This window comes from Moorena sp. SIO3E8 (assembly GCF_010692445.1).
Lineage (GTDB): Bacteria > Cyanobacteriota > Cyanobacteriia > Cyanobacteriales > Coleofasciculaceae > Moorena > Moorena bouillonii.
Window position 1 is genome coordinate 14,741 of the sequence record NZ_JAAHHM010000013.1, and the last position, 22,514, is coordinate 37,254.

The window sequence follows — 22,514 nt, forward strand, 5'->3', positions numbered from 1 at the left end:
CCCCGTCCTTCTAGGACGGCTTTTCTGAGATATGTCCTGATAGTTTTCGCTAAATGTGGTACTCTAAAAGAGTAACGGAAAGGGTCGATATCCGATGATCATATTAGAGTTTAAAGCTAAAGGCAAAAAGTCCCAGTATCAAGCCATTGATGAAGCTATCCGGACAGTTAGATTTATCCGAAACTCTTGCATTCGTCTATGGATGGATAATAAAGGGACGGGAAAATACGACCTTAGCAAATATTGCAAAATATTAGCTAAACAGTTCCCATTTGCTAATGAATTAAACTCTACCGCTCGACAAGCTGCTGCTGAAAGAGCATGGTCATCGATTGGCCGTTTCTATGACAACTGCAAGAAGAAGGTACCTGGTAAAAAGGGTTTTCCTAAATTCCAAAAACGTGGCAGGTCAGTCGAATACAAACAATCAGGCTGGAAATTATCCCCTGATAAAAAGTCAATCACCTTCACTGACAAGAAAGGAATTGGGAAACTCAAGCTCAAAGGTACATGGGACTTGTGGCGCGAGACCGCGAAGCAAATCAAGAGGGTTAGGATAGTCCGTCGAGCCGATGGATACTATGTCCAGTTCTGTGTTTCAGTTGACATAGCGGAAGAACTGGAGCCAACTGGGAGCGCTATTGGATTAGACGTCGGACTAAAGGACTTCTATACTGATTCCGTTGGGAACGCTGAACCTAACCCCCGGTTTTATCGGACTGGAGAAAAGCGTCTAAAATTTTATCAACGTCGGGTTTCCCGAAAAAAGAAAGGCTCTGCTAACCGTAAGAAAGCTATTAATAAACTAGGTAGAACACACCTCAAAATAAGTAGGCAGCGTGAGGAACATGCCAAGAGACTGGCACGTTGCGTAATCCGGTCTAACGATCTGGTCGCTTATGTTCGCGCAGCGTGCCGTAAGGCAAGATTTGAGGGTCAAAAATCTGGTCAAAAACCATTGTCTTGCCAAGTCAATTAATGATGCAGGTTGGTATCAGTTTCGGAAATGGATGGAACAGTTTGGTATTAAGTTCGGGAAGGTAACTGTTGCAGTTAATCCTGCTTATACTAGCCAAAATTGTTCTAGGTGCGGTGAAGTAGTGAAAAAGTCTTTATCGACTAGAACCCATGTATGTAAGTGTGGTTGCAGGCTTGATAGAGATTATAATGCTGCAATCAACATCCTAAAAAGAGCCTTAAGTACTGTGGGGCACACAGGAACTTGGATCCTAGATCCGAACGCTTTGGGAGATTTGGCCTCTACTCTTCCTGGCTCTGGCCTGGTTGAGCAAGTCGAGTCTGTGAACAAAGAATCCCCGCGTCTTTAGACCGGGGAGTGTCAACTAACTGACCTAAAGCAGTAGCAGCGGCACAACGGAGATCAGAATCTTGATCTTTGAGGGATGTGACTAAAGCACTGACTACAGCTTGAGTAGGCTGGTCTAATTTACCCAACACTGAAGCACTCAAGCAACGAACACGAGAATTTTGATCGTTTAGCCTGGTCAATAACGCACTCACAACGGTTTTACCACGCTGCTTCAATTTGCCCAATGCCCAGATACTGGAGTAACGAACACGAGAATTTTTATCGTTTAACCGCATCAACAAGCTATTCACGACTAGCTCAGAAACCTGACCCAATTCACCTAATGCTAAAGCTGCTTCAGAACGAACGGTAGCATCGTCATCTTTTAGCCAGCTCAGCAATGTATTTACTAAGCTTTCTGAAGTATTGTCTAATCTAGCAATAGTACTTAGTGATGAGTTCTGAGTATTTTTTGGAAGACTAGTGTTATCTAGAGTAGTGAGATAATAGTCAGGAGAGTCTAATTTATTTAATCTATCACTAGTTAATCTATCACTAGTTAATATGTCACTGACCTGGTGACGCACGGTATCATTATTATCCTGTAGCCCTGCCAAAAAGGTTTTGAGGACTGTCGGGTTTTGCCATAATTGGTTTTGCCCTAACTGGTTTTGCTCTAACTTGACTTGGGTTTCCTGGGATTGTGTATCTTTCTGAGAGTTTGCTCTATCTTTCAATAGTTGTACAAGGTCAAGTTTAATCTCAGTCTGATTCAAGTCAGAAAGGGTTTGAAAGACTTGCTGATGAATTTGGTAACCAACTCGCCGTGAATCACTGGCTGCTAGGGTAACTAATGCTGCTAAAATTTCTTGCAGTAGGGAATTATCTGCTATTTTCAAGGGTTGAGTATTTTCGGTAAGGCTTGTGGCAGCAAATAATAAATCTCGATGTAACCAAGACTCATACTGACTGTCGTGATTTAAAATTTCCTGAATTGCTTTAGCGGCTTTTTTGGGTTTAAGCTGAGCAATTAGTAGCAGCAATACGTCTTGCCAGTAAGAGTCATGGAGATAGTCTTGGATATGATTGAGGATAATCTCAAAATTTTCTTCATTATCGGCTTGATAGTTAATTTCTTGAGCACACAGATAGTCTTGAAAGATTTTATGGATAAAGGCGTAACCATCCAATCCTTGTTGTGTTAAAATGCCAGTGCGATGCTCCTTTGGAGCCGCTACGCTATCCCTAATCAAATTAACCAACCGTTTTGCCTCTGCCTTGGCCTCGTATAACTGAATCTGTTTCAGGTTTTTAATTTCTCTACCAAACCAAGCCATCAGTTCATCTCGATTAATTACTATCCTACCTTCTTTCTCCGTTTTACTCTCCTGGATATTCATCCAATACCCGAGACGTTCCATCAATCGTCTACAATCATTCAATCCCAGATATTTCAGCTTCTGATTATTACTAATATCTGGACTAATATCTGGTTTATTATCCCAGGAGGTTAATAACAGGTCTACTGCCTGGTCATAAAGCTGATAGCGCTCCAAAGGCAATCGGAAATGATAGCGGTGAATTAGGGTAATAATTGTCAACAATAGGGGGTTTCGTGCCAGGCGTCTAATCTGCTGATGCTCATATAGCACTTTGCTCAGGCTTTCTTTAAGTCGTTGTGCTTCTGCTTTGTCTTGAATCTGACTATAGTACCAGCGCTGAATAAATTCCTCTATTTGACTGTCATCAAAGGACTGAATTTGATAGGGATAAAATTCTTCGTTCCTGTAAAACTCCCAGAGAAAATTTGAGTTATGGTAACTGGAATTTTCGCAGGTTATAATTACCCAATTGTTAGGAAATTGCTGGATAAAATCATTAATTTTACCTACGACTTGCTCACCTTTGGCTGGTTCTGTGACTTGATCAAGCCCATCGAGCAAAATCAATGTTCGTCCATCCTCCAGCCAATGTTCAAAGAAACCTTTAGGCAGGGATTTCACCAATAGGGTTTTTTCAGCAAACTGCCGTGCATAGTCTAGAATACTGATATCTGAATACTCGACCCAATCCCGAATATCAATTAAAATCGGCAGCCAGTCAAGATCTGGCGCTAACCCCATTGCTTCTGGTTGCTTCTGGGCTAACATGACAGCAACATAATTCATTAAGGTGGTTTTACCTGAACCAGGCGCACCCAGTAACATGACGTTTCGGGATTTAGCAGAGGTAACCTGCCAGGTTTTTACGGCTGATAAATATTGGGCAAGAGTTTTTTTAACCGTTTGCATGGGCAATGGTTGCCATTGCTTACCGGGTAATGCTACCTGAGGGTGAAAAACCCGCGACTCTACCGGTCGCTGACTACTGGGAGGATGTAACACTTCCACCTCAGGCATGACAAAAATTTGGTCAAGCTTAAGGGAATGGTTTCCATGCTGGGTCGCTACCAACATCCCAGCAAACTTAACATGATCAATCCTGTGGGAAATTTGCTGGAAATAGTTTTCCTTAGTTAGTTGAAATTGTAAATAAGTGCTGGTTTTCTCAGTATAAGTCTTGACAAAGGTTTCCATCCAGGGAAGGATAAAACTATCTTGTGGTTGAGTGGGGGCATAGTTTGAGGCTACCTGCTTAAATTTTTCCACAAGTAAAGAGGTTAACGGTATTTTGTTCTCCTCTTGGAGGGGTTTGTGTAATTCCTCCTGTACTTCCCTATCTTGGAAAAAGTCTTCCAGAAAAAGCGCGATCGCATCAGGAGCAGAGTAATAGAAAAGGCGCTGCTCTGGTGCCAAAGGTTCTTCTCGCATTAGGGCAGCTTTGAGTCCTTGCTCTACTGCTTTGTTAATGTCGGCAGGAGTTAGCCTAGTTTGAATTTTTATCCCTAAAATAGGGGCAACAGATTTAGCAACAACAGAAGCAATTTCCCAGGTCATAGGGCAAGCTCAATTTTCCCTCAACAATTATTATCGCAGTCTTTAGTCATTTGCTTCTCCTTCTTACTTCTGTTACCCCTATTGCCCCTCTTGAAACACCCAATTTAGGTCATTTGCGAACAACCTGATCAACTCACGGCCATCCCTTATCCTTGCTCAGCTGTTGGCATCTTCAGTGGTCTTTAATCGCCAACCGGGTTTAACGACCTGATTTCTACTACGAGCAATCACCAAGCTATCGTTTGGCACATCCTTGGTAACCACAGAACCAGCTGCCACAGTGACATCCTCTCCTAAAGTTAGTGGTGCCACCAGCACACTATTGGAACCAGTCTTAGTGCGATCGCCTATCTCGGTTTTATGCTTTTTAACACCATCGTAATTGGCAGTAATCGTACCTGCGCCAATATTCACTCGTGACCCTAGGGTAGCATCTCCCAAATAAGATAGATGAGAGGCATTAGTGCGATCGCCTATCTGAGTATTTTTCAGTTCCACAAAATTTCCGATACGGCAGGATTCTCCTACTTGGGCATTACCCCGAAGATGAGAATACGGACCAATACGGGTGCCATCTTGAACCACAGAATCACTTACCACTGAATATAGCACGGTCACCTTCTCACCCACCTGGCTATTTTCAATTAGACTCCCTGGGCCAATCCTGCTACCAGCACCAATCACCGTCTTACCCCGCAAATGAGTTTGGGGCTCGATGGTGACATCAGGTTGCAATTGGACAGTCTCATCAATGGTGATACTGTTTGGGTTAATTAATGTCACCCCTGCCTTCATCCAGTCATCCTTAATCCGCTCTTGCAAAATCTGCTCAGCCATGGCCAGCTGTTTACGGTCATTAATCCCGAGAATTTCGTGGGTTACTTCCACATCCACTGCCATTACTGGATTAACCATGGTAACCGCATCCGTTAGGTAATACTCATTTTGGTCATTATCCGCAGACAGTTTTGGTAGGACCAAAGCCAATTGAGACCAGTTGAAGCAATACACACCAGCATTGATGCGGTGATTTTGCTTTTGAGCATCAGTGCAATCCCGGTGTTCCACAATCTGTTGCAGCTGATTGTTACTATCACAGAAAACCCGTCCATAGCCCGTGGGATTCGGCAAATGGGCAGTTAGGAGCGTAGCGCCATTGTTATGGGCTTGATGGGTTTCTAATAGTAGTTTAATGGTATCGGGACGCAACAAGGGAACATCACCATTTAAGACCAGTAAGTCTCCGGTATCGTCTGCCAAGTGGGGCAACAGTTGCTGGACGGCATGACCAGTACCCAATTGCTCTTTCTGTTCAACGAATTCTACATCGGTGTAGGCGCTCAGACTTTCTTTTACCCGTTCACTCTGATAGCCACAAATCACTATCACTCTGGAGGGGTTAATAGAAACACAACTGTTGAGCACACGCTCCACTAGAGTTTGTGAACCCAAACGATGACAGACTTTGGGCAGGTCAGATTTCATGCGAGTTCCGCGTCCTGCCGCTAGAATTGCTACTGCAACCATAGATTAGCTTTTTGCTTCCATCTTTGCATCCCTATCATACTAAGACTTGAGCTGAGTTCAATGTCATAAATTGGCAGTTTTGTTAAAGATGCAGGAGAGAGAATTCAGAATTCAGGATAAGAATGATGAATCTATTGGGAGATTGACATCCTCCCACCGCTAAATTATAAATTCTAGCGGGGGATTCCTAAGACTCACGACTTAGGTTTCTGTTTCTTTCTCCCCTTAGGGGAGTTTTTCGCACCAGCCTTCCGAGACTTACTCTCTTTCGCCGTAGGCGACGCTACGCGAACGGGTCTTACGGTCGCTCCACAGACTGACACGGCAAGCCCTGCCGCCAAAATGTTAATTGATGCGTTGATATCGCGATTAGCCCGAAGGGCTACGCTACGCGAACGTGGTGAGTATTACAGGATGGACAATCCCATTCCCGAATCTTTAAGGGCAAGGAAGCAACACGATTTAGACAAACAGAGCATAACTTGCTACTAGGAAACCATCTATCAATGGAAACAGCTTTCCGATTGTACCAATCTGACTTGTACTTAATCTGACGAATTATTTCTGCCCAATTAGCATCACTGATTACTTGAGCTAGTTTGTGATTTTTGACCATGTTTTTCACAGCTAAATCCTCAAACGCAATCAATTGGTTTTCTCTGACCAGTTGAGTAGTTAGCTTGTGAGTAAAATCTCGTCTAGCGTCCTTGATCTTTGCGTGTATCCTGGCAACTTTCAATCTTGCCTTGTAACGATTGTTAGATCCTTTTTGTTTTCGCGATAAAGCTTTTTGATATTTAGCTAATATTTTCTTGAGTTTTTTAAAGTGTTTAGGATTAGGGATTTTATCTCCATTACTAGTTGTCATCAAACTCGAAATTCCTAGGTCAAAGCCAACCTGTTGATCCGTTGAGGGCAAACTTAAATCTCTGTGGTCATTAAACCTAATTGAGATATGCCACCGATCGGATGGATCTAAGCTGATCGTAACGGTACTTGGATTACAGCTTTCAGGTAAATGACGACTCCAACGAATTGCTAAAGGTTCTTTGCATTTGGCAAGATAGATTTGATCATCTTTCCATTTAAATGCTGATTTAGTGAACTCTGCGCTACCACCATTACGCTTCTTTTTGAAGTTGGGATACTTAGCCCGACCTGCAAAGAAATTAGTGAAGGCAGTTTGGAGATGTCTTAATCCTTGTTGAAGGGGCACAGAACTGACGTCGCCCAAAAAGAATAAGTCATCCTGTTTTTTCCATCCTGTCAACATCAAAGAAGTTTCCTTGTAGCTTATACGTTCTTGACGTTCATACCAACCTTTTGTTCTAGCATCTAAAGCCTTGTTGTAAACAAGTCTTACACAGCCTAAAGTCCTCCTCAACAGAGTTTCCTGTTCAGGGGTTGGATAGAAACGGTAACGGTAAGCTTTTTCGACCATATTAACTCTTTGACATATATTTACATTTTAAGATGTTATGTGTAAGATGTCAAGGGGAGGTGCGACCCGTGGCGAATTTAATTCGCCGAACGCGCCCCGCGTCTCCGTAGGAGAAACGCGCCCCGCGTCTCCGTAGGAGAACGGAAAGCGCACCTAGCAATTCATGAGGGGCTGTGTGCGGAACCTGCGTCCGCACTTTATACGCCCCGTCTCCCGTTATACCCGTAGGGTTAGCGGGAGATGAATTGCTCCTAAGGATAAATAGTATTATTCCGGATTAAACTGTTATTAATTCCTAATTAAGTAAAAAATTACCGTATTCTGAACTATAGGAGGGGAGTAGGGAATCGGGAATCGGGAATTGGGACTGCATCGCTTAAACCTGTCTTGCCTTTTGCCTTTTGCCTTTTGCCTTTTGCCTTTTGTCTTAAAAAGTGGTGCGTTACGGGGCTACTGGCTACGAAGTTGAATATGATGGCAAGGCGCGCCCCTAACGCACCCTACTCCCTACTCCCTACTCCCTACTCCCTACTCCCTACTCCCTGTTCCCTATTCCCTATTCCCTATTCCCTTTGCTCTCTCAACCAACGCTTTTTCCAATGGGAGGTTGGTTCAAGTAACGAGTTTTGCTGCTCTAGGCGGCGTCGGTGTAAAATGTCCGAGGCTGAGTCTGATAAATTCGGGTCTCGGTAAGGTACAGCGGCACGAGTTTGCAAATGTTCTTGCTCTCGGATTGATAAGCTAGGTAAATCAGCTTCAGTAAAGCTAGCGACAGTACCGGGTTGCCTATTTCCCACTTCAATGGTAGAGCCAATCGTAAACCCAGCTGTGATCAGGGCAATTCTGACTGCTGCAGCACAAGAGTAGGTGGCTAGTCTACCGGTGTCTGAGCAACATTGGGCTAAGTGTTGAATAAATTCTAGAGTCCATAATTGGGGACAGTTGGGTGGGGAAAAGGGGTCAAGAAAGATAGCATCAGCTTGGAAGTTAGCTTGTTGCACCTGTTGGATAGTCTCTCTGGCATCACCGAGATAGAGTTGAGCTTGGCATTGGTCGGTTTCAAGCAATCCAGTGGTTGCCAGAGCTTCTAATAGTTGGGGGATAGGATTGGGGAAGTGATTGAGCCAACCCTGAGCGATCGCAGCTTGTGGTACGGTAGAGTCTAATTCTATGGCAACTAGTTGAACATGGCAGTGGGGATTGTGTTTCCAAATTTCCGCTAGGGCAGCAGCTGTGTTGTAACCTAGACCATAACAGATATCCAACAACCGTAGCACTGGCTGTTGGGCTTTTTCCGCTAGTTGGCAGGGTTTGACAAACTTCAGCTGGGCCTCTTCTATGGCACCTTGTCGGCTGTGATAGGATTCACCAATTTCTGAACAAAAGAAGGTGAATGAGCCATCAGCAGTCATTTCCGGTGTGAATACCTTTTTATCGGGCATTAGGAAGTAGGGAGTAGGGGTAAGAGGGAACAGGGAACAGGGAACAGGGAACAGGGAACAGAGTTGATGTAGTTGATGTAGGGTGGGCAGTGCATCAAACAGATTCACCAAGCTGGTTATAGGGTTACTCGGCACTGCCCACCATCTGCCCACCATAGAAGGTTATGTGGTTGTTCGCCTTTGGCGTTCCCGTGGGGTAGGTTATTTGCCCAACATGCAACATGTAACCTGCTAACTTTCAACCCTTCTAGGGGAAGAGTTGATGCTGGAATTTATAATAATTAATGGCAAAATCCCCCAAGCTACCAAAACCCTAGTCTATGACACATCCTTTTCAAACACCCCACAGCGGATATCACTGGGACGGTAAGAGCGGTCGCTTTTTTGAAGGTTGGTACTATCGGGTGACCTTACCCAGTTGTGGTCAGACGTTTGCGTTTATGTATTCCATTGAAGACCCCATCGGTGGTCAACCCTATAGTGGTGGTTCAGCCCAAATTCTAGGCCCTGATGATCAGTATCTGTGTCGTACCTTTCCCCATCCGGAACAGTTTTGGGGGTCATCGGAATCCTTAGGTCTAGGACATTGGGGTAAAACGAAATTACAAATTACTCCTCAATACCTTGATCCTGATAAATTTGAGTATCAAATCAAGGAAGGATATCAGGCTACAGCTACCTTGAATCAAGGGTTTATTCGGGACCCAGCCAACGGACGCTATTGTGATTGGCGCTATGAAATTAAACCGATTTATGGCTGGGGAGATCTGGGAAAACCCCAGCAATCAACCGCTGGCTGGCTTTCGTTTTTACAGATATTTGAACCAGGATGGCAAATCTTGATGGCCCACGGTTTAGCCACTGGCTGGATTGATTGGAATGGTAGGCTATATGACTTTACCAATGTCCCGGCCTATGGGGAAAAAAATTGGGGTCGTGCTTTTCCTAAGAAGTGGTTTTGGCTCAATTGCAACAGTTTTACCGATCAACCAGACCTGGCTCTGACTGCTGGTGGTGGTAGACGGGAAGTAGTGGGGTTGGCAGAAGCTGCTGCTTTGATTGGCATTCACTACGAAGGTAAATTTTATGAATTCGTGCCCTGGAATTCAGAAGTAAGCTGGCAGATTGAGCCTTGGGGAAATTGGCAGATGCAAGGGCGCAATGGTGAGTATGAAGTAGAGTTAACTGGTACAACTGACTATCCTGGTACACCTCTACTAGCTCCGACGGAACAGGGATTAAATTTGATTTGCCGAGATACTATGCAAGGTAACCTGAAGTTGGAACTTAAACAACGACGTGGGGATAACGTTGAACCGATTTTGATAGCTGAAAGTAAGTTATGTGGATTAGAAGTTGGTGGTATTCCTTGGCAAAAACCCTGGAATTCTTCTGCTAAATTGCCTTGGGTTTTGTGATATAGCGCTATGGGCCAGGCAAGAGAGAAAAGGCAAAAGGCAAAGGTGCGCTTTCCGGATTAAGAATTAAATTCGCCACGGGTCGCACCTAAAAGTTGATTACCACAGCTTTTCAGCTTTTATCATCGTTGACTTTTATGTTATTAAATAGGAATTATTGAGAATAACTAGACAGCTTGATTAGTCATCAGACTTATATTTGATCTTCATGACATAATTTATTTTCCCTTTGCTTCCGAATGTCACATCGACACCTTGTATACCATCTACATTAATTCCCGCAGCAGCATCACGGCTCATCTCAATTTCCATTTCATCAACGTTTTGCTTGCGTCCCTCCTCAATGATTGACCTAATGATTTCACTATCATTTTGAATAATTTCATTATCATTTTTAAAAATATTACCTGGTGACTTGACTAAATCTACTACATATTTAACAAGTCCCAATGCAGCTTGGTAAGTGGAAAATGGAAGAATAAAAATTTTCCAGTTAAATTCAGCTTCAAGCTTCTTTGTTTCTGTGTTATAAAGTATTTTCATAACATCATTTATTGATTTTTTAACAGCACTTTCGCCAATCTAGGATATTAAAAATTACAATTAGTCCGTTATGATACTTAGTATTACCCCAAATACAGTATCCCAAAAGCACATTTTTTAGGGGAAATTACTTAATGCTTATCAGTTTGCTTATCAGCCTTAGTAATACTATATAGCAATTCTCAATCATTTGTCAAATATGCAAAATATAAAATAGTTGCTGGTATTGGTTTATAGCGATATTTTTTTGCTATTTTACGAATCATTTAGGACTTCTATATCAACCCAAAGAGCGCAGAAAATTCCCTAATCCTACACCAATAAACGTAGCAACAGCATAACCCAGAGTACCGCAGAGAATCGCTGGAGTAACTAGCTTATCCCACTGCCGTGCTGTTGCCATAGCCGCTGCTGTAGTTGGCCCACCCATATTAGCATTCGACGCAATCACCAATTCAGCTAAATCCAAACCCAGCAATCGCCCAACTCCCAGTAACACTAACAAATGGATGGCGAGAATTAATCCAGCAAAGATAAACAGAACTGATCCCACTCGTAGCACTATTTCCACATTAGCGCTGGCTCCAATTACAGCAAAAAATACCTGCATCAGCAGATAGCCAATTTTTTCTGCAGCCGTTATCCTACTTAAATAACTTGGGAATACTGTCGCTAGCATCACAATTAAAACCGTTACCACCAGAATTACCCCTTTGTTGAAGCCCAACCAGCTAGCGAGACCATAACCTACAGCACAAGCAATCATACTAATAGCTAATGCCAAACTGATCTTGAAAACAGATAGTTGTTGTCGAGACTGGGAATCAAAGATACTAAACTGACTAGAATGAGTATTTTCATGGGAGCGCTGGTTAGGAAAAATTCCCCGTAGCCACTTAATGGAAGGTAAAGAAAACAGCACTAAAAAGTACAAGGTCATCACTAAATTATCTGCTGCTACCCCAGCACTGAGTAAATCTCCTGCTCGTAACCCAGTGCTTTCAGCGGTTGCCGCAAAATTAACTGAACCACCAATATAAGTAGCACAAAAAATTGCTGCCAACTTCCAACCTTCTTCTCCTAAAGGAATCAGATAGTAAGCTACTACTGTGCCTAAAATTGTTCCCACTGCACCAATTCCATAGGCAATTAAAGTAGGTCCAGCCTCTCGCACAATCCTAAACAAGTCAGCTTGGAATAGTAGTAAAGGAATAGCTAATGGAACTAAGTAAGACCAGACCACCCCATAGGCGGGAGCATCCGGTGGGATAATCCTAAGATTAGATAGGATAAACGTTACCAAAATGGTGACAACAGCCCCAGATAGTTTAGCTCCCCAAGGAGTCCGTTCTGCCCAGAATCCAATCGTTGCTGCTGACAGCAACACAGCCCAAAGAGCGAAATCTTGATTAGGATTGATTAGAGAGGTTGCCATGATAGCTATGAGAACCGCTATATATAAATAGGTTATGAATAATAGTGCTAATTTATCACAACATTAAACACTCTTTGGAGCTCTTTCCTACTCCCTATTCCCTGCTCCCTGCTCCCTATTCCCTAACTAGTCAATAATTGATATTATTTATTAATAGTTGATGAATCTTATAGTCAATATAGGTCAACAAATAGCAAAATTTTTCTCCCCTGAGGTTTGGTTACTTAAGGGTTTGAGTAACGATTGAGCCCAGCAAGCCTAGGTAGATCAGCTGATCAGGTGACAATAAGGCTGAAAAGTAGACAGGGGTTAAGTGATGGGTGTTCGGTGCTCGGGATTCTACCCTAAAGAAAGTGAGCTCAACCCAGAGCAAGTCGCCCTCAACAATCAGGCTGAAAACCTGATTAAATCGTTTCTAGCAACAGATGATTACTTGTAATTTTACCCTCAGCTTTAAATCATAATCTTTAATTGTATCATAAACAGAGTCCAGTGGTGACCCTCTGAGGTGTATCAGTTTAAATTGTCAAGGTATCTTCATCTTATCTTTATAAAATTTTTATATTATCTTCATAGTTGAGGGTTGAGTTTTATTAAAAATCTTGATAGATTAAAATCGGCGTTAATTGATAAAAACTATTAATAAGGAGGCATTCGAGATTTAGAGCAGTTCAACCAATGCCTACATTTTTTTCTCGTCCGCTATTTGGTAGTAAGCATTCAGGCGTTGGCCAAAAGCCAAAAGCCAAGGCCACGCTACTTGAGGTGCTTTGTGGCACAGCCTTCGACGCTGTGACGATGTAACTCAGATTAAACGAATGCTTACCCATTTTATTCAAAAGCACAATCTATACCACCATCTGTAGCAGATTAGCTCAATGCTTACCCTAACCCAATAATGCTATACCCGATTTATTGAGCTGCTTCACATTCCTGAATTCAATTCAATTTTGGGGCTTTTAACATTGGGTTTTATCAGAGCATATTCGGTTTTAAAATGCAAATTTTTTAAACTAATAATAAGTTCAAAAGAAGGAGTTAAAAATGTTTACTCATAAATCCTTCGTAAGTTTGAGTTTAGCAACTACTAAATACTGACTACTAACTCCTTCTGCCGAAAGCAGATCATTTGATTCTAGGAGGTTTAAACTTATGTCTTGCTATTTAAAGACAGCCGTTATCACCCTAAGTACAGCATTAAGCATCGTTATCCCTACCGTAGCTGAGGCAATTACCTTTGGATTTGATTGGACAGGTCAAATTGCTGGCTTTAGCGTTACCGGTTTATTTAGCTATGACGAAACGCAAAGTTATACCGATGGAATCGTCAGGACCAGTGACTTAGATTCTCTGATTGTCTCATTTTTTGATCCTCAAGGCAATTTTTTGAGAACCTATACCGATAATCATTTCGATGCAGGGGTTAACTTCAATTTTGATACTCAAACAAAGCAAATACTCCAATCGGGGACTTACTTTGACCCAGATGGAATCAACATTGGAGATGGCTCCAGAAGCGATGGTTTAACCTTCTGGTCAAAACCACCGCAAAGTAGTACGCCTCACGTCCATGTAGATGATTGGTTGGATGAGTTTGGTTTTCCTATCGGTTTTAGTAGCCATGAAGATGTTGCGTTTCCGACTCGAACCACCCAGGAACTGATTGAGACGGGCAAGGTTGGTGACACCTATATTGATCGACTAACTGAGTTAGAAACAAAAGGACAATTTGCCAAAGTTTCCACGGTTCCTGAACCAACAACATTGATAGGAGTGTTGGGTCTGGGAGGGTGGCTTTTCACTTCAAGTTTACAGCGTCGGAAACAATAGCAGATTTTCCAGCAATTTTATGTCTAAAGGAAAGATTTTTCCATGACAAAAACCCTTATACCCATATGATGCGATCGCGGTAGTGAGAAATCTACAAATCCAGGCACGGGGTGCTTCCCTCTTAGCTGGAAAAGAGGTGAAATTTTTGGTGTTTTTTTTCTTGTACTAGGAGAATAACAATGACAATCAAGACTTTAACTAAAGTAGCAACAGCGATCGTTGGCGGTAGCTTAAGCTTAGGGGTAGTCGGAATCAACTTCGTTGAAGCAGCAACTGTCAAATATAATTTCACAGTGAATCTGGAAAAGAGCTTTTTCCTGACTGGCTCTTCTGAACTCGATATTGCCCCCAATCCTGATTATTACAACGGTGAGTTTACCTTTGACGATTCAAGTTTGACTAAGGTGGGAGCTGAGAGTTTAGGAGTTGACGATGGTTTGTCAATTACCCTATTTAGTGATCCTCGAATAAATGAAGAGGACGACGAGCGTTTCCCAGACTTCCCAACTGTCAATTTCCTAAACGGAGAATTACTGGGGTTAGATTACGATGTAGTTTATCATCCTTTTACCGCCGTTGGTGAATTCTCTGGAGATTTTTTCCGTTTTTCTAATGGTGATTTCACTGACGGTTTCGATCCTACCTTCTATACTCCAGAAGACGAGCCGCGCCAGCCTATTCTCGGAAGTGGAACTGTCACCTATACACTTGTTCCTGAACCAACAACATTGATGGGAATGTTGGGTCTAGGAGGGTGGCTTTTTGCCTCAACCTTAAAACGTCGGAAACAATCATAGATTGTAAGCTATCAGCTATCAGCCGTCAGCCCGCATAAGCTGTTCGCGTAGCGTGCGCGTAGCGCATAAGCTGACGGCTGATAGCTTACATCACTCAAACTGCCAAATTTTAATAGTATTATCTTGAGAACTACTAGCAATGGTAGCACCATCATGGCTAATAGCAACCGTAGTAACAGCGCCTAAATGATCTGTAAGAGTATAGAGCAATTCACCACTACCAGGATGCCAGATTTTGACAGTCTTATCGGCGCTACCACTGATTAAGGTATTCCCTTGAGGGCTAATGGCAATAGATTTAACAGCATTCCCATGTCCGGTGAGAGTAAGCAACGGTTTTTTTGGTATTTGTAAATACCGATCCCTCTTCAGCAACCAAATCTTAATGGTTTTATCAGCACTGCCACTAATTAAAATTTGACCACTAGGGCTAAAGGTGAGTGACTCTACCGATGCCGAATGTCCAGTAATCGTTGCGGCAAGCTTACCAGTTACTAAATTCCAAAGCTTAATGGTTTTGTCAGCACTACCACTAGCTAGCAGTTGTCCATCTTTACTAATAGCTACTGTATTAACGGTTCCTAAATGGCCAAACAAAGTTGTCTGTAATGATGCCTTCTTCAGCATCCAAAGCTTAATAGTCTGATCCGCACTACCACTAGCTATAAGTTGCCCATTGTGACTAATTGCCAGACACTTTACCCAAGCAGAATGTCCACAAAGGGTATGGATTAAATTTCCCGTATACCCATGCCATAGTTTAATGGTATGATCCCAACTGCTACTAGCGATAATTTCTCCATCTGGACTAAACCCAACCGCCTCAATCACATTTAAATGTCCTGAAAGTTTGGCGACAACTGTTTTAGCTTGCCAGTTAAAAATGGTGATAGTTTTGTCTGTACTACCACTAACTAAAGTTTCTCCCTTCGGGTTAAACGCGATAGAATTAATTCCACTCGACTCTTCGGAAAAAGTCTGTACACATTTCCAAGTAGGAGTCTCAAACTTAGGGGTAACTGTTGTAGATAAAGACGTTACTGGTATAGCAGCGAAATCCTCTGGTAAACCAAGTGCTGCTAGGACTTGAATGGCTGATTGGTAGCGTTGGTCTGGTAAATTTTCTACCATTTTGTTCAGGATGCGAATAAGCTGCTCACTGACAGGTTGCCTGAGGTAATCGACCCAAACCCACTTCCCTTCTAGACTATTAAACATATCAAAGGGGTGAACATTGGTAAGTAGATGAATACAGGTAACCCCTAAACTGTACAAATCGCTGGTTGCGATCGCTTTTCCCATCAACTGTTCCGAAGCCGTGTAAGCCGCAGAGCCAATCATAGTTCCCGTTCGTGCTAGCACAGTTTTTGTAGTCAGCTTAGCAGCACTGAAATCCACCAGAAACAGTTCGCTCCCCCTTCCCCCCCAAGAATAAAACCTCTTCCTGGTTTTTCGTGTTGGTAACTTGGACAAAGAGGACTCAGGAGGAGGCCGACGAATGATATTGTGCGGATTGATATCCCGATGAATTACCTGATGACTATGGATAAAGCGCAGCACTGGCAGCAATTCAATCAGGACTTGCCGAACCTGGTTTTCCCTAAACGTCCCTTCGGTTTCCAGTTCTGTGGCTAAGCTTTCACCCTCGATATACTTGTGAACTAGAGCCGGTTCTCCTGGGATACCTAATTGATGATCCGCCTCAAAATAGGCCAGAAGTTCCGGAATCTGAGGATGTTGTCCCAGCACTTGCAGCCTAGTCGCTTCTTGGCGGAAAGACTCAGCCGCTTTCTGAGCATTGTTGGTATCTTGATTTTGTAAGGATAACTGTTTGATGATACACTTACCATGGCGCTCATCCGCCTCATCCACCCCCAGAAAGGTGCGCCCCATACCACCAATACTAATTAGCCTCAGAGCACGGAAGCGTCCGCCTAATCGTAATCTATGGCCACAATAGGCACAAAACCTGGCCTGATTCGGATTTTGAGGATTTTGGCATTTAGGATTAAGACAGTAGCTCATGATATGGGGTGGTCAAGTCGAAGGGTTGGCAAGTTGACAAGTTAGCCAGTTGACAGATTTGTTGAAAGTATTCCCCAAGTTTTCCCCAAGTTTTCCCCAATGTTAACTGTTGCAAACCAAGCAATAAACGTCAGCAGTCACCCCTCAGCTGTCAGCCGTCAGCAGCTGTCAGCGGTCAGTTGTCAGCCGTCAGTTGTCAGCCGTCAGCTATACAGAAACCTTGGCCAAAAGGCCACGCTACGCGAACAACAAACCAACCTACCCTTAGGTAAGGCCAAAGGCGAACAACCTTCGACAAACCCACCTTCAACCTTCAACCTTCAACCTTCAACCTTGGCCTTTGGCCACGCTACGCGAACAACCTTCCAGATGAGGCACCCCTAACCCAAAGGCTGTTACACACTACCAAAAGTTGGGATTGGACTAGCATTCTGACGATTGAAGCTCGGTAGATCAACCCGGGTGATATTGCGGCTTCTAACCGCTAATCGGTAACTGACACTCTGGAGTTCTGCGTGGAGTTGTCGGTTTTCCCGCTGTAACATGGTCACCTTCTCTTTGACTGGTGCCATCCGTTCCGAAAACTTCTGGTGATAAATTTTTGGTAGCTCTTGTACCACTTGTTCTAACTGACGAGAGCGCTCGGTTAATTCTTCTACTGATTCCCGCAATTGCTTAATTTCCGTGTCACGGGTGGCAATTTGCTGTTGATAAAATTCCACCTGCTGCTCGACATCGTGCAACTGTTCTCGCAAGACCACCATCTGAGCCTTATGGCGCTCAGACACCTCTTGGGGAGGTTTGAAATTAGCATTACCCTTCACCAAGCGGAATAGTTCTTGAGACAGCTGCTGCACTAACTGGTCTCTAAGCTGCAACTCTTCCCGCAAGTGAGATACTTCCGTTTGCAGAGCTGATCTCGATAGGGTTTCAATCTGCCTCACCATGGCTTACCACTCCAAGTAAATATACAATTTTCAATAGTAGATGCGAACCGGGGGTGTCGATCACTGATCACAAAATATACTGTTGCAGCTAATGTACCATCCAAACCCGGCCATTGACCATGCCATAGCACATCTAGCCCAGATCACCTTCAGGTTTAGAGTTTAGAATTCTTCATTCTTCATTCTTCATTCTTCATTCTAAATTCTGATTTATCAGAGTGGGAGAGTTTGAGAGGGAAAAGAATACCCCGTCGAATTAGGTCTTGAATTTACCGTAGCGATGCAGCGCGGTCTTGGGAAGGCAGCGCGGTCTTGGGGGTTCCCCCGGAGACGAAACCTTAGATAGTGGAGCCTTTATAGTTAGCAGGTTATGCAGAAAAGGGTTAAATATTTGTTAATAAGGCTCCACTATCTTACGGTAACTTCAAACCATGAGCGACTGCCGTGGTTTCCCCCACTCGCGCTTTGCATCAAGAGAAGGATAGGGTCGCCTTAATCAAACAGTTTTGACCCTTTTTCGCACAGCCGACCAACCATAAAGGCGACCCTATCTATCGGTTTCGTCTTCGGGGATGAATATTCCGTCTCAAATAGTGTTAATATAAAAAGTAAGGGTCTCAAAAAAACTGGGTATTGACCCTACTCAGCTACCCTGGCCTATGGCCACGCTACGCGAACGGTGCGCGGGAAAGTCACGCCCAGGTCGATAACAGTCGCCCACGGCTGTGCCTGGGAATCCCCATCCCTGCGACGGGTGGGGAGGTTCAATTCACTAAAGCCCGGAAGCGAATAAATCCATAGGAATTGGGTGGGTTTCCGGGGGAATCAGCGTTTGGCACATCCCCAACTTCCACTACTACTACTCCATTCTGATTGAAGGTGACATTACATCCGGCTGGCACTGATGTTCCTGGCTCGTAATACCGACCGCGATCGCTATCGGGAATATTAGTAAGATAGATGTTCGGTTCAGCTGGACCACCTGAGGCTAGGGCACTGGTGCTCTGGAACATGGCAATCCCGACATCACTACTGGGGAAGCCAGCAGTGGCATTAAATGAGTCGGGAATAAAGGTAGTTTCTCCAGGTACTCGGTCACAGATGCGCAGGTTTTTAGCATTGTTGCTGCCATTGGAGAGGAAGTAAACAGTATACTCTAACTCATCCCCTGGCATCACTTGCCCAGAGTTAATTAATCCCCGCAGATAAACATCAGGATTTGGCCAGTTGGGGTCATTGTCATCAGCAGCACGGTCGGAACCAACGTTATTCTCAGAACTGCCACCATCAATGCCATCGATAAAGGGTGAACCTGATTGTGGTAGCTCTATCCACTCGTTGGTATCTTTCGGTTTGATAGCAGTAATCCGCTTGACCAGGATGACATTGGGCAAGATATTGTTATAGACTCCAACACTAGTTTGGCGTACACTAACCGTATCTGTATCCCTGGTTTCGAGGAATTCAGGACAACGGCCATTGGCATCATTACTAAGGGTATGCTCCCAACAAGCACTAGTATTTCCGTCTTCTCCATTGGGGGTGAGACTAATCGATTGACCAGTGCTTGCCCCATCTAAGTCTCGTTGGTAGGTGTCATCCCACAGATTCAATTCAGCTGACGGTGGAGTATTGATGGCGTTATTGGAGCCATAAGCAATGTAGTCTACAATCTTGAGTTCATCGTCATACAGCCAGATATCTTCTCCAGCATTATTGAGTTTGCCTGCGTTTCCTAACCAATCCTGGAATGCAGCATCGGCAGCTTGATGGTCTGATGTATTGTTGCCAATCCAAATCACAGCATATTCTCCTGGTTGGAGAGTGGTGTTGTTGGGGAAGATATAGGCCGGATTAGCAGCATCACCAGTAATGTTGCCAGTATTATCAGTACTGTTAAAAATCAGGTTGCTATCGGCTAGCCTCCAGTTACTGATATCTACAGCATTATCGGAAGAGTTATAGAGTTCGATGAATTCATCATTAGCCTCAGCACTCCTGCCAGTTTGGGCGTAGAGGACTTCGTTGATAACGATATTTCCGGCTTCTGGTGAAGCTTCTTCCGGGACTATGCTGTAGGTATAGGTAGCACACAATCCGACACTTGCCTCGCTAGTAGAGCCAGTGGAAGCGTTATCAGAGTTAATGAAACTAGCTGCAGAAGTAGTATTCACCTCGATACTGACAGTTTCCACTGGTGATGAGGAGCTAATGAAATCAGCTAGGTTAGTGTACTCCTCGGTATGGGTTTCATTGGCAATAATAGTGGGAGTCTGGCCACCGGAAGTGCCGCCAAAGTCAAGATTACCATCATAGACTGGTAGATTGAAGTCGGTGGATTGGCTGTAATTTCTGGTAAAATTCTCGTTAGTATCAGGTAAAGAGACACTGACTTGTCCATCTTGGTTCACGGTTATTGTTTTTGACTGGTCTACCGTATTCTCGTAAATTAACTCTTGTGCAATCAGGGTACTCAGGGTTAGCTCCACCTTCGCCAAGCTACCCATAGCAGAGTCAAATTTTTGTACGTTTAGGGTTTCAGTCCAATTGGTACGCTGGCGTGGTATTACATCGCAAGCCACAATAGTGTTGGTTTTGAGGGTAAGTCCAGCATCAATACTGGTATTGTTATCTCCCGCAGCCAAGGTAAAGGTAGCAGTGCGACCTGTTACTGGATCGGCATCACTGTCTAGGGTATCATCCCCAGCATCTTGGCTAGTGAAGTTATAGGCCACAGCAGGGGAGGTGAATTCAATGATGTAATCCCCTGGGTCAAGGTTGCTGAAACTGTAGTTACCATTGCTGTCGGTAAAGGTGGCATCAACGAAGGTGTTGTCAGATTTGTAGATATTGACTAGGGCGTTGGCAATTCCAGGCTCTCCAGCATCTTGGATACCATCACCATCTAGGTCTTCCCAGACTTTATCCCCTACAGAGGCAGTTGTTGGTGTAGAGTCAGCGATCGCAATTTGATAATCCTCTACTTCACCATCACTAGCGGCACCAGTAGGAGTAAGGCCAGTATCAGAACTATACCGGAAACGGGCATAGGTATTACCAATACTAGCTCCAGCTGGAACAGTGACATTTAATGCGATCGCATTGCCAGAAGGACTAACATCGGTAGCAATTTGCTCACCACTATCATCAAAGTCTCCATCTGCGTTCCAGTCAATCCAAGCATTGAGCACTCCAGACCCTGCCGTAGTAATATCTAAAGTGACATTATCCCCTATCGGTAGACTTTGTCCCTGGAGAGTAGCGCTATTGATTTGAACCCCATCATCGGTATCATCGGTAGCGTTATTATTATTATCCGTGCCATCTCCAAAGCCATCGGTATCAGCTGTTACTCCTGCCCCTAAATAGGTGGTATTGTCAATGGTGTGAGTAGGACCACTATTAGCGGATAAGGTTTGGTAATCTCCATTACCGGTGCTGGCGGTATTATCAGGAGCATCACCGTAGTCAACAGGCAAAGCTGTACCATCTAAAACCAGCCTTGCACTGTTAAAAGTACCCTCATCACCACCAACACTATCGCAAATTTCTAAAGTCCAGGTACCATTAGAGGTTTTGCCATTAAAAACAGCAAGACTATTGGACGGGGCTACAGTCCGGTCATAGAGAGGTGCTGCCGTATCATCATTGTCCCCATCATCTAGGGAATTCCCAGAGTTGCTGTCTAGAAGAACATCAAATCCATCTGCCGAGCCGCCAGTATTGCTGATTACATCAACAGAGGTACTATCCGGATGCTGTAACGTGACTCGAAGATCGCCACGCCAGGTGTGATCCGCATTAAATCCCAGATTAACGTCTTGAACCGTAAAGTTATCAGTAACGTTAAAAGTTCGCACTATTGGTGAACTACAGCTGTTTGATGTTATTGCCGCACTAGTGGTATTGTCATAAGTCACACTTTGTGCTTCTACTGGAGTAGAAGTAGCCACCAGCAAAGCAGACCCTGTCACCAAGATAGGGAAAGTAGCCTGAGCTAGGTTAGTTACCCCGATCAGGTTAAAGCCTAAAGGCTGTGGAGCAAAATTTACCTCAGACGCTTCTGAAAAGTCTGAGGAATGGTGTGGGATTTTTTTAAGATAATTGAATAAAGACTTCATAACTGGCCGCAATGAATTAAAGAGAAAAGCTAATTGGTAACTGACCCAAATAGTCTTGATATCAATCAATTATTTAGTTGAGCAACACCGACTAAATAACTAATCGTGGCTCTATAAAAGTTGCCATATAAAACGTTTATAAAATAATTAGTATAATCCTGATATTACAGGAGTTTGATTTTTTGAAAGAATATTTTTTTATCAATCACCCGCCCTATAATACTTAGTGGGCAATAAGCGCAATTTTATGCATAAAATCAGTTCGGTAGAACCCTAATCATTAATAACGAATAACTCAACACTCAGCACTGAGCACTCAGATAAGCGATTGAGCCGCTTGTCACGCTACGGGAAGGCATCCGAGTTTTCCTCCCAGTTAAACTACTCTCCTCATCTAGGATTGCCTAATTGATGTGGTTATTGCCTAGAGAGAATTACGGAATTTTTTTGATGTTACGGAGGGATTGATATCAGTAAATTCCACATCTACCTGAGTTAGGTATTAGCTCGTAGGTGTTAACTTGTAAGTATTAAGTGTTAGCTGTTGGGTTAATTATTGTAGTGCCTAATAGCTATGTTAGTAATTGTTATTTGTTAATTTTAAGTAATAAGTGAAGTGCCTGATAAAACCAAACACTAACTAGCGTTAGTAGTATAATTACTAGGGAAATCAATAACAGACATCACTTAATCGGTGTCGATCTCCTTGAATCACTATATCCCTTATGGGGAGAGCCTTTAAC

At 43.5% G+C, this 22,514-nt stretch carries 13 protein-coding genes and 2 pseudogenes; 6 read left to right on the forward strand and 9 right to left on the reverse strand.

Translation table 11 applies throughout. From position 1 onward, the window contains the following. The first annotated feature begins 94 nt into the window (after positions 1–94). A pseudogene (locus F6K46_RS08095) lies at positions 95–1,328 on the forward strand (transposase). On the opposite strand, the gene F6K46_RS08100 reads toward F6K46_RS08095, so the two are convergent. The 4 genes and pseudogenes from F6K46_RS08100 to F6K46_RS08115 all read right to left on the reverse strand — a co-directional run bounded on the left by F6K46_RS08100 (position 1,261) and on the right by F6K46_RS08115 (position 8,655). Continuing rightward, positions 1,261–4,245: a HEAT repeat domain-containing protein gene (locus F6K46_RS08100; protein ID WP_293054786.1), complete on the reverse strand. Its 2,985-nt coding sequence runs from the start codon at positions 4,243–4,245 to the stop codon at positions 1,261–1,263. The pseudogene F6K46_RS08095 and the gene F6K46_RS08100 sit on opposite strands and share 68 nt — an antisense overlap. Positions 4,246–4,401: 156 nt before the next feature. Then, positions 4,402–5,772, reverse strand: a complete 1,371-nt coding sequence (gene glmU, locus F6K46_RS08105) for a bifunctional UDP-N-acetylglucosamine diphosphorylase/glucosamine-1-phosphate N-acetyltransferase GlmU (protein ID WP_293054787.1) — start codon at positions 5,770–5,772, stop codon at positions 4,402–4,404. Between the two features lie 194 nt (positions 5,773–5,966). Then, a pseudogene (locus F6K46_RS08110) lies at positions 5,967–7,213 on the reverse strand (RNA-guided endonuclease TnpB family protein). Positions 7,214–7,776: 563 nt separating this feature from the next. Further along, positions 7,777–8,655: an MnmC family methyltransferase gene (locus tag F6K46_RS08115; protein WP_293054802.1), complete on the reverse strand. Its 879-nt coding sequence runs from the start codon at positions 8,653–8,655 to the stop codon at positions 7,777–7,779. A gap of 320 nt (positions 8,656–8,975) precedes the next feature. On the opposite strand from F6K46_RS08115, the gene F6K46_RS08120 reads away from it, so the two are divergent. Next, on the forward strand, positions 8,976–10,073 hold the full coding sequence (locus tag F6K46_RS08120; RefSeq protein WP_293054788.1) for a tocopherol cyclase family protein: 1,098 nt from the start codon (positions 8,976–8,978) through the stop codon (positions 10,071–10,073). Positions 10,074–10,253: 180 nt separating this feature from the next. Here the strand turns inward: F6K46_RS08120 and F6K46_RS08125 are convergent, their stop codons facing one another. Together F6K46_RS08125 and F6K46_RS08130 are read right to left on the reverse strand one after the other, a co-directional pair. Continuing rightward, a complete protein-coding gene (locus F6K46_RS08125; RefSeq protein WP_293054789.1) occupies positions 10,254–10,616 on the reverse strand; it encodes a hypothetical protein in 363 nt (120 codons plus the stop codon). Positions 10,617–10,896: 280 nt separating this feature from the next. Further along, on the reverse strand, positions 10,897–12,051 hold the full coding sequence (locus F6K46_RS08130; RefSeq protein ID WP_293054790.1) for a DUF819 family protein: 1,155 nt from the start codon (positions 12,049–12,051) through the stop codon (positions 10,897–10,899). Positions 12,052–12,729: 678 nt separating this feature from the next. On the opposite strand from F6K46_RS08130, the gene F6K46_RS08135 reads away from it, so the two are divergent. From F6K46_RS08135 to F6K46_RS08145, 3 genes are all read left to right on the forward strand, one after another. Then, positions 12,730–12,855, forward strand: coding sequence for a hypothetical protein (locus F6K46_RS08135; protein WP_269087082.1), 126 nt, complete (start codon positions 12,730–12,732; stop codon positions 12,853–12,855). Between the two features lie 348 nt (positions 12,856–13,203). Beyond that, positions 13,204–13,881, forward strand: coding sequence for a PEP-CTERM sorting domain-containing protein (locus F6K46_RS08140; protein WP_075904055.1), 678 nt, complete (start codon positions 13,204–13,206; stop codon positions 13,879–13,881). 179 nt (positions 13,882–14,060) lie between these two features. After that, positions 14,061–14,678, forward strand: a complete 618-nt coding sequence (locus F6K46_RS08145) for a PEP-CTERM sorting domain-containing protein (RefSeq protein ID WP_075904053.1) — start codon at positions 14,061–14,063, stop codon at positions 14,676–14,678. 90 nt (positions 14,679–14,768) lie between these two features. On the opposite strand, the gene F6K46_RS08150 is transcribed toward F6K46_RS08145, so the two are convergent. Further along, entirely contained in the window at positions 14,769–16,703 is a 1,935-nt protein-coding gene (locus tag F6K46_RS08150) for a WD40 repeat domain-containing serine/threonine-protein kinase (RefSeq protein ID WP_293054791.1), read from the reverse strand. 99 nt (positions 16,704–16,802) lie between these two features. Here F6K46_RS08150 and F6K46_RS08155 point away from each other — a divergent pair, with 99 nt between their 5' ends. Continuing rightward, positions 16,803–17,087, forward strand: coding sequence for a hypothetical protein (locus F6K46_RS08155; RefSeq protein ID WP_293054792.1), 285 nt, complete (start codon positions 16,803–16,805; stop codon positions 17,085–17,087). An 11-nt stretch (positions 17,088–17,098) separates the two neighbouring features. On the opposite strand, the gene F6K46_RS08160 is transcribed toward F6K46_RS08155, so the two are convergent. After that, a complete protein-coding gene (locus tag F6K46_RS08160; protein WP_075904048.1) occupies positions 17,099–17,650 on the reverse strand; it encodes an Npun_F5560 family protein in 552 nt (183 codons plus the stop codon). A 764-nt stretch (positions 17,651–18,414) separates the two neighbouring features. Continuing rightward, entirely contained in the window at positions 18,415–21,771 is a 3,357-nt protein-coding gene (locus F6K46_RS08165; protein ID WP_143727851.1) for an SdrD B-like domain-containing protein, read from the reverse strand. Between the last annotated feature and the right edge of the window lie 743 nt (positions 21,772–22,514).

What these genes read in the sequence shown, in the direction of transcription:
- F6K46_RS08100 (WP_293054786.1), bottom strand. Translation starts at nt 4,245, where the DNA reads ATGACCTGGGAAATTGCTTCTGTTGTTGCTAAATCTGTTGCCCCTATT.
- glmU (WP_293054787.1), bottom strand. Translation starts at nt 5,772, where the DNA reads ATGGTTGCAGTAGCAATTCTAGCGGCAGGACGCGGAACTCGCATGAAA.
- F6K46_RS08115 (WP_293054802.1), bottom strand. Translation starts at nt 8,655, where the DNA reads ATGCCCGATAAAAAGGTATTCACACCGGAAATGACTGCTGATGGCTCA.
- F6K46_RS08120 (WP_293054788.1), top strand. Translation starts at nt 8,976, where the DNA reads ATGACACATCCTTTTCAAACACCCCACAGCGGATATCACTGGGACGGT.
- F6K46_RS08125 (WP_293054789.1), bottom strand. Translation starts at nt 10,616, where the DNA reads ATGAAAATACTTTATAACACAGAAACAAAGAAGCTTGAAGCTGAATTT.
- F6K46_RS08130 (WP_293054790.1), bottom strand. Translation starts at nt 12,051, where the DNA reads ATGGCAACCTCTCTAATCAATCCTAATCAAGATTTCGCTCTTTGGGCT.
- F6K46_RS08135 (WP_269087082.1), top strand. Translation starts at nt 12,730, where the DNA reads ATGCCTACATTTTTTTCTCGTCCGCTATTTGGTAGTAAGCATTCAGGC.
- F6K46_RS08140 (WP_075904055.1), top strand. Translation starts at nt 13,204, where the DNA reads ATGTCTTGCTATTTAAAGACAGCCGTTATCACCCTAAGTACAGCATTA.
- F6K46_RS08145 (WP_075904053.1), top strand. Translation starts at nt 14,061, where the DNA reads ATGACAATCAAGACTTTAACTAAAGTAGCAACAGCGATCGTTGGCGGT.
- F6K46_RS08150 (WP_293054791.1), bottom strand. Translation starts at nt 16,703, where the DNA reads ATGAGCTACTGTCTTAATCCTAAATGCCAAAATCCTCAAAATCCGAAT.
- F6K46_RS08155 (WP_293054792.1), top strand. Translation starts at nt 16,803, where the DNA reads ATGTTAACTGTTGCAAACCAAGCAATAAACGTCAGCAGTCACCCCTCA.
- F6K46_RS08160 (WP_075904048.1), bottom strand. Translation starts at nt 17,650, where the DNA reads ATGGTGAGGCAGATTGAAACCCTATCGAGATCAGCTCTGCAAACGGAA.
- F6K46_RS08165 (WP_143727851.1), bottom strand. Translation starts at nt 21,771, where the DNA reads ATGAAGTCTTTATTCAATTATCTTAAAAAAATCCCACACCATTCCTCA.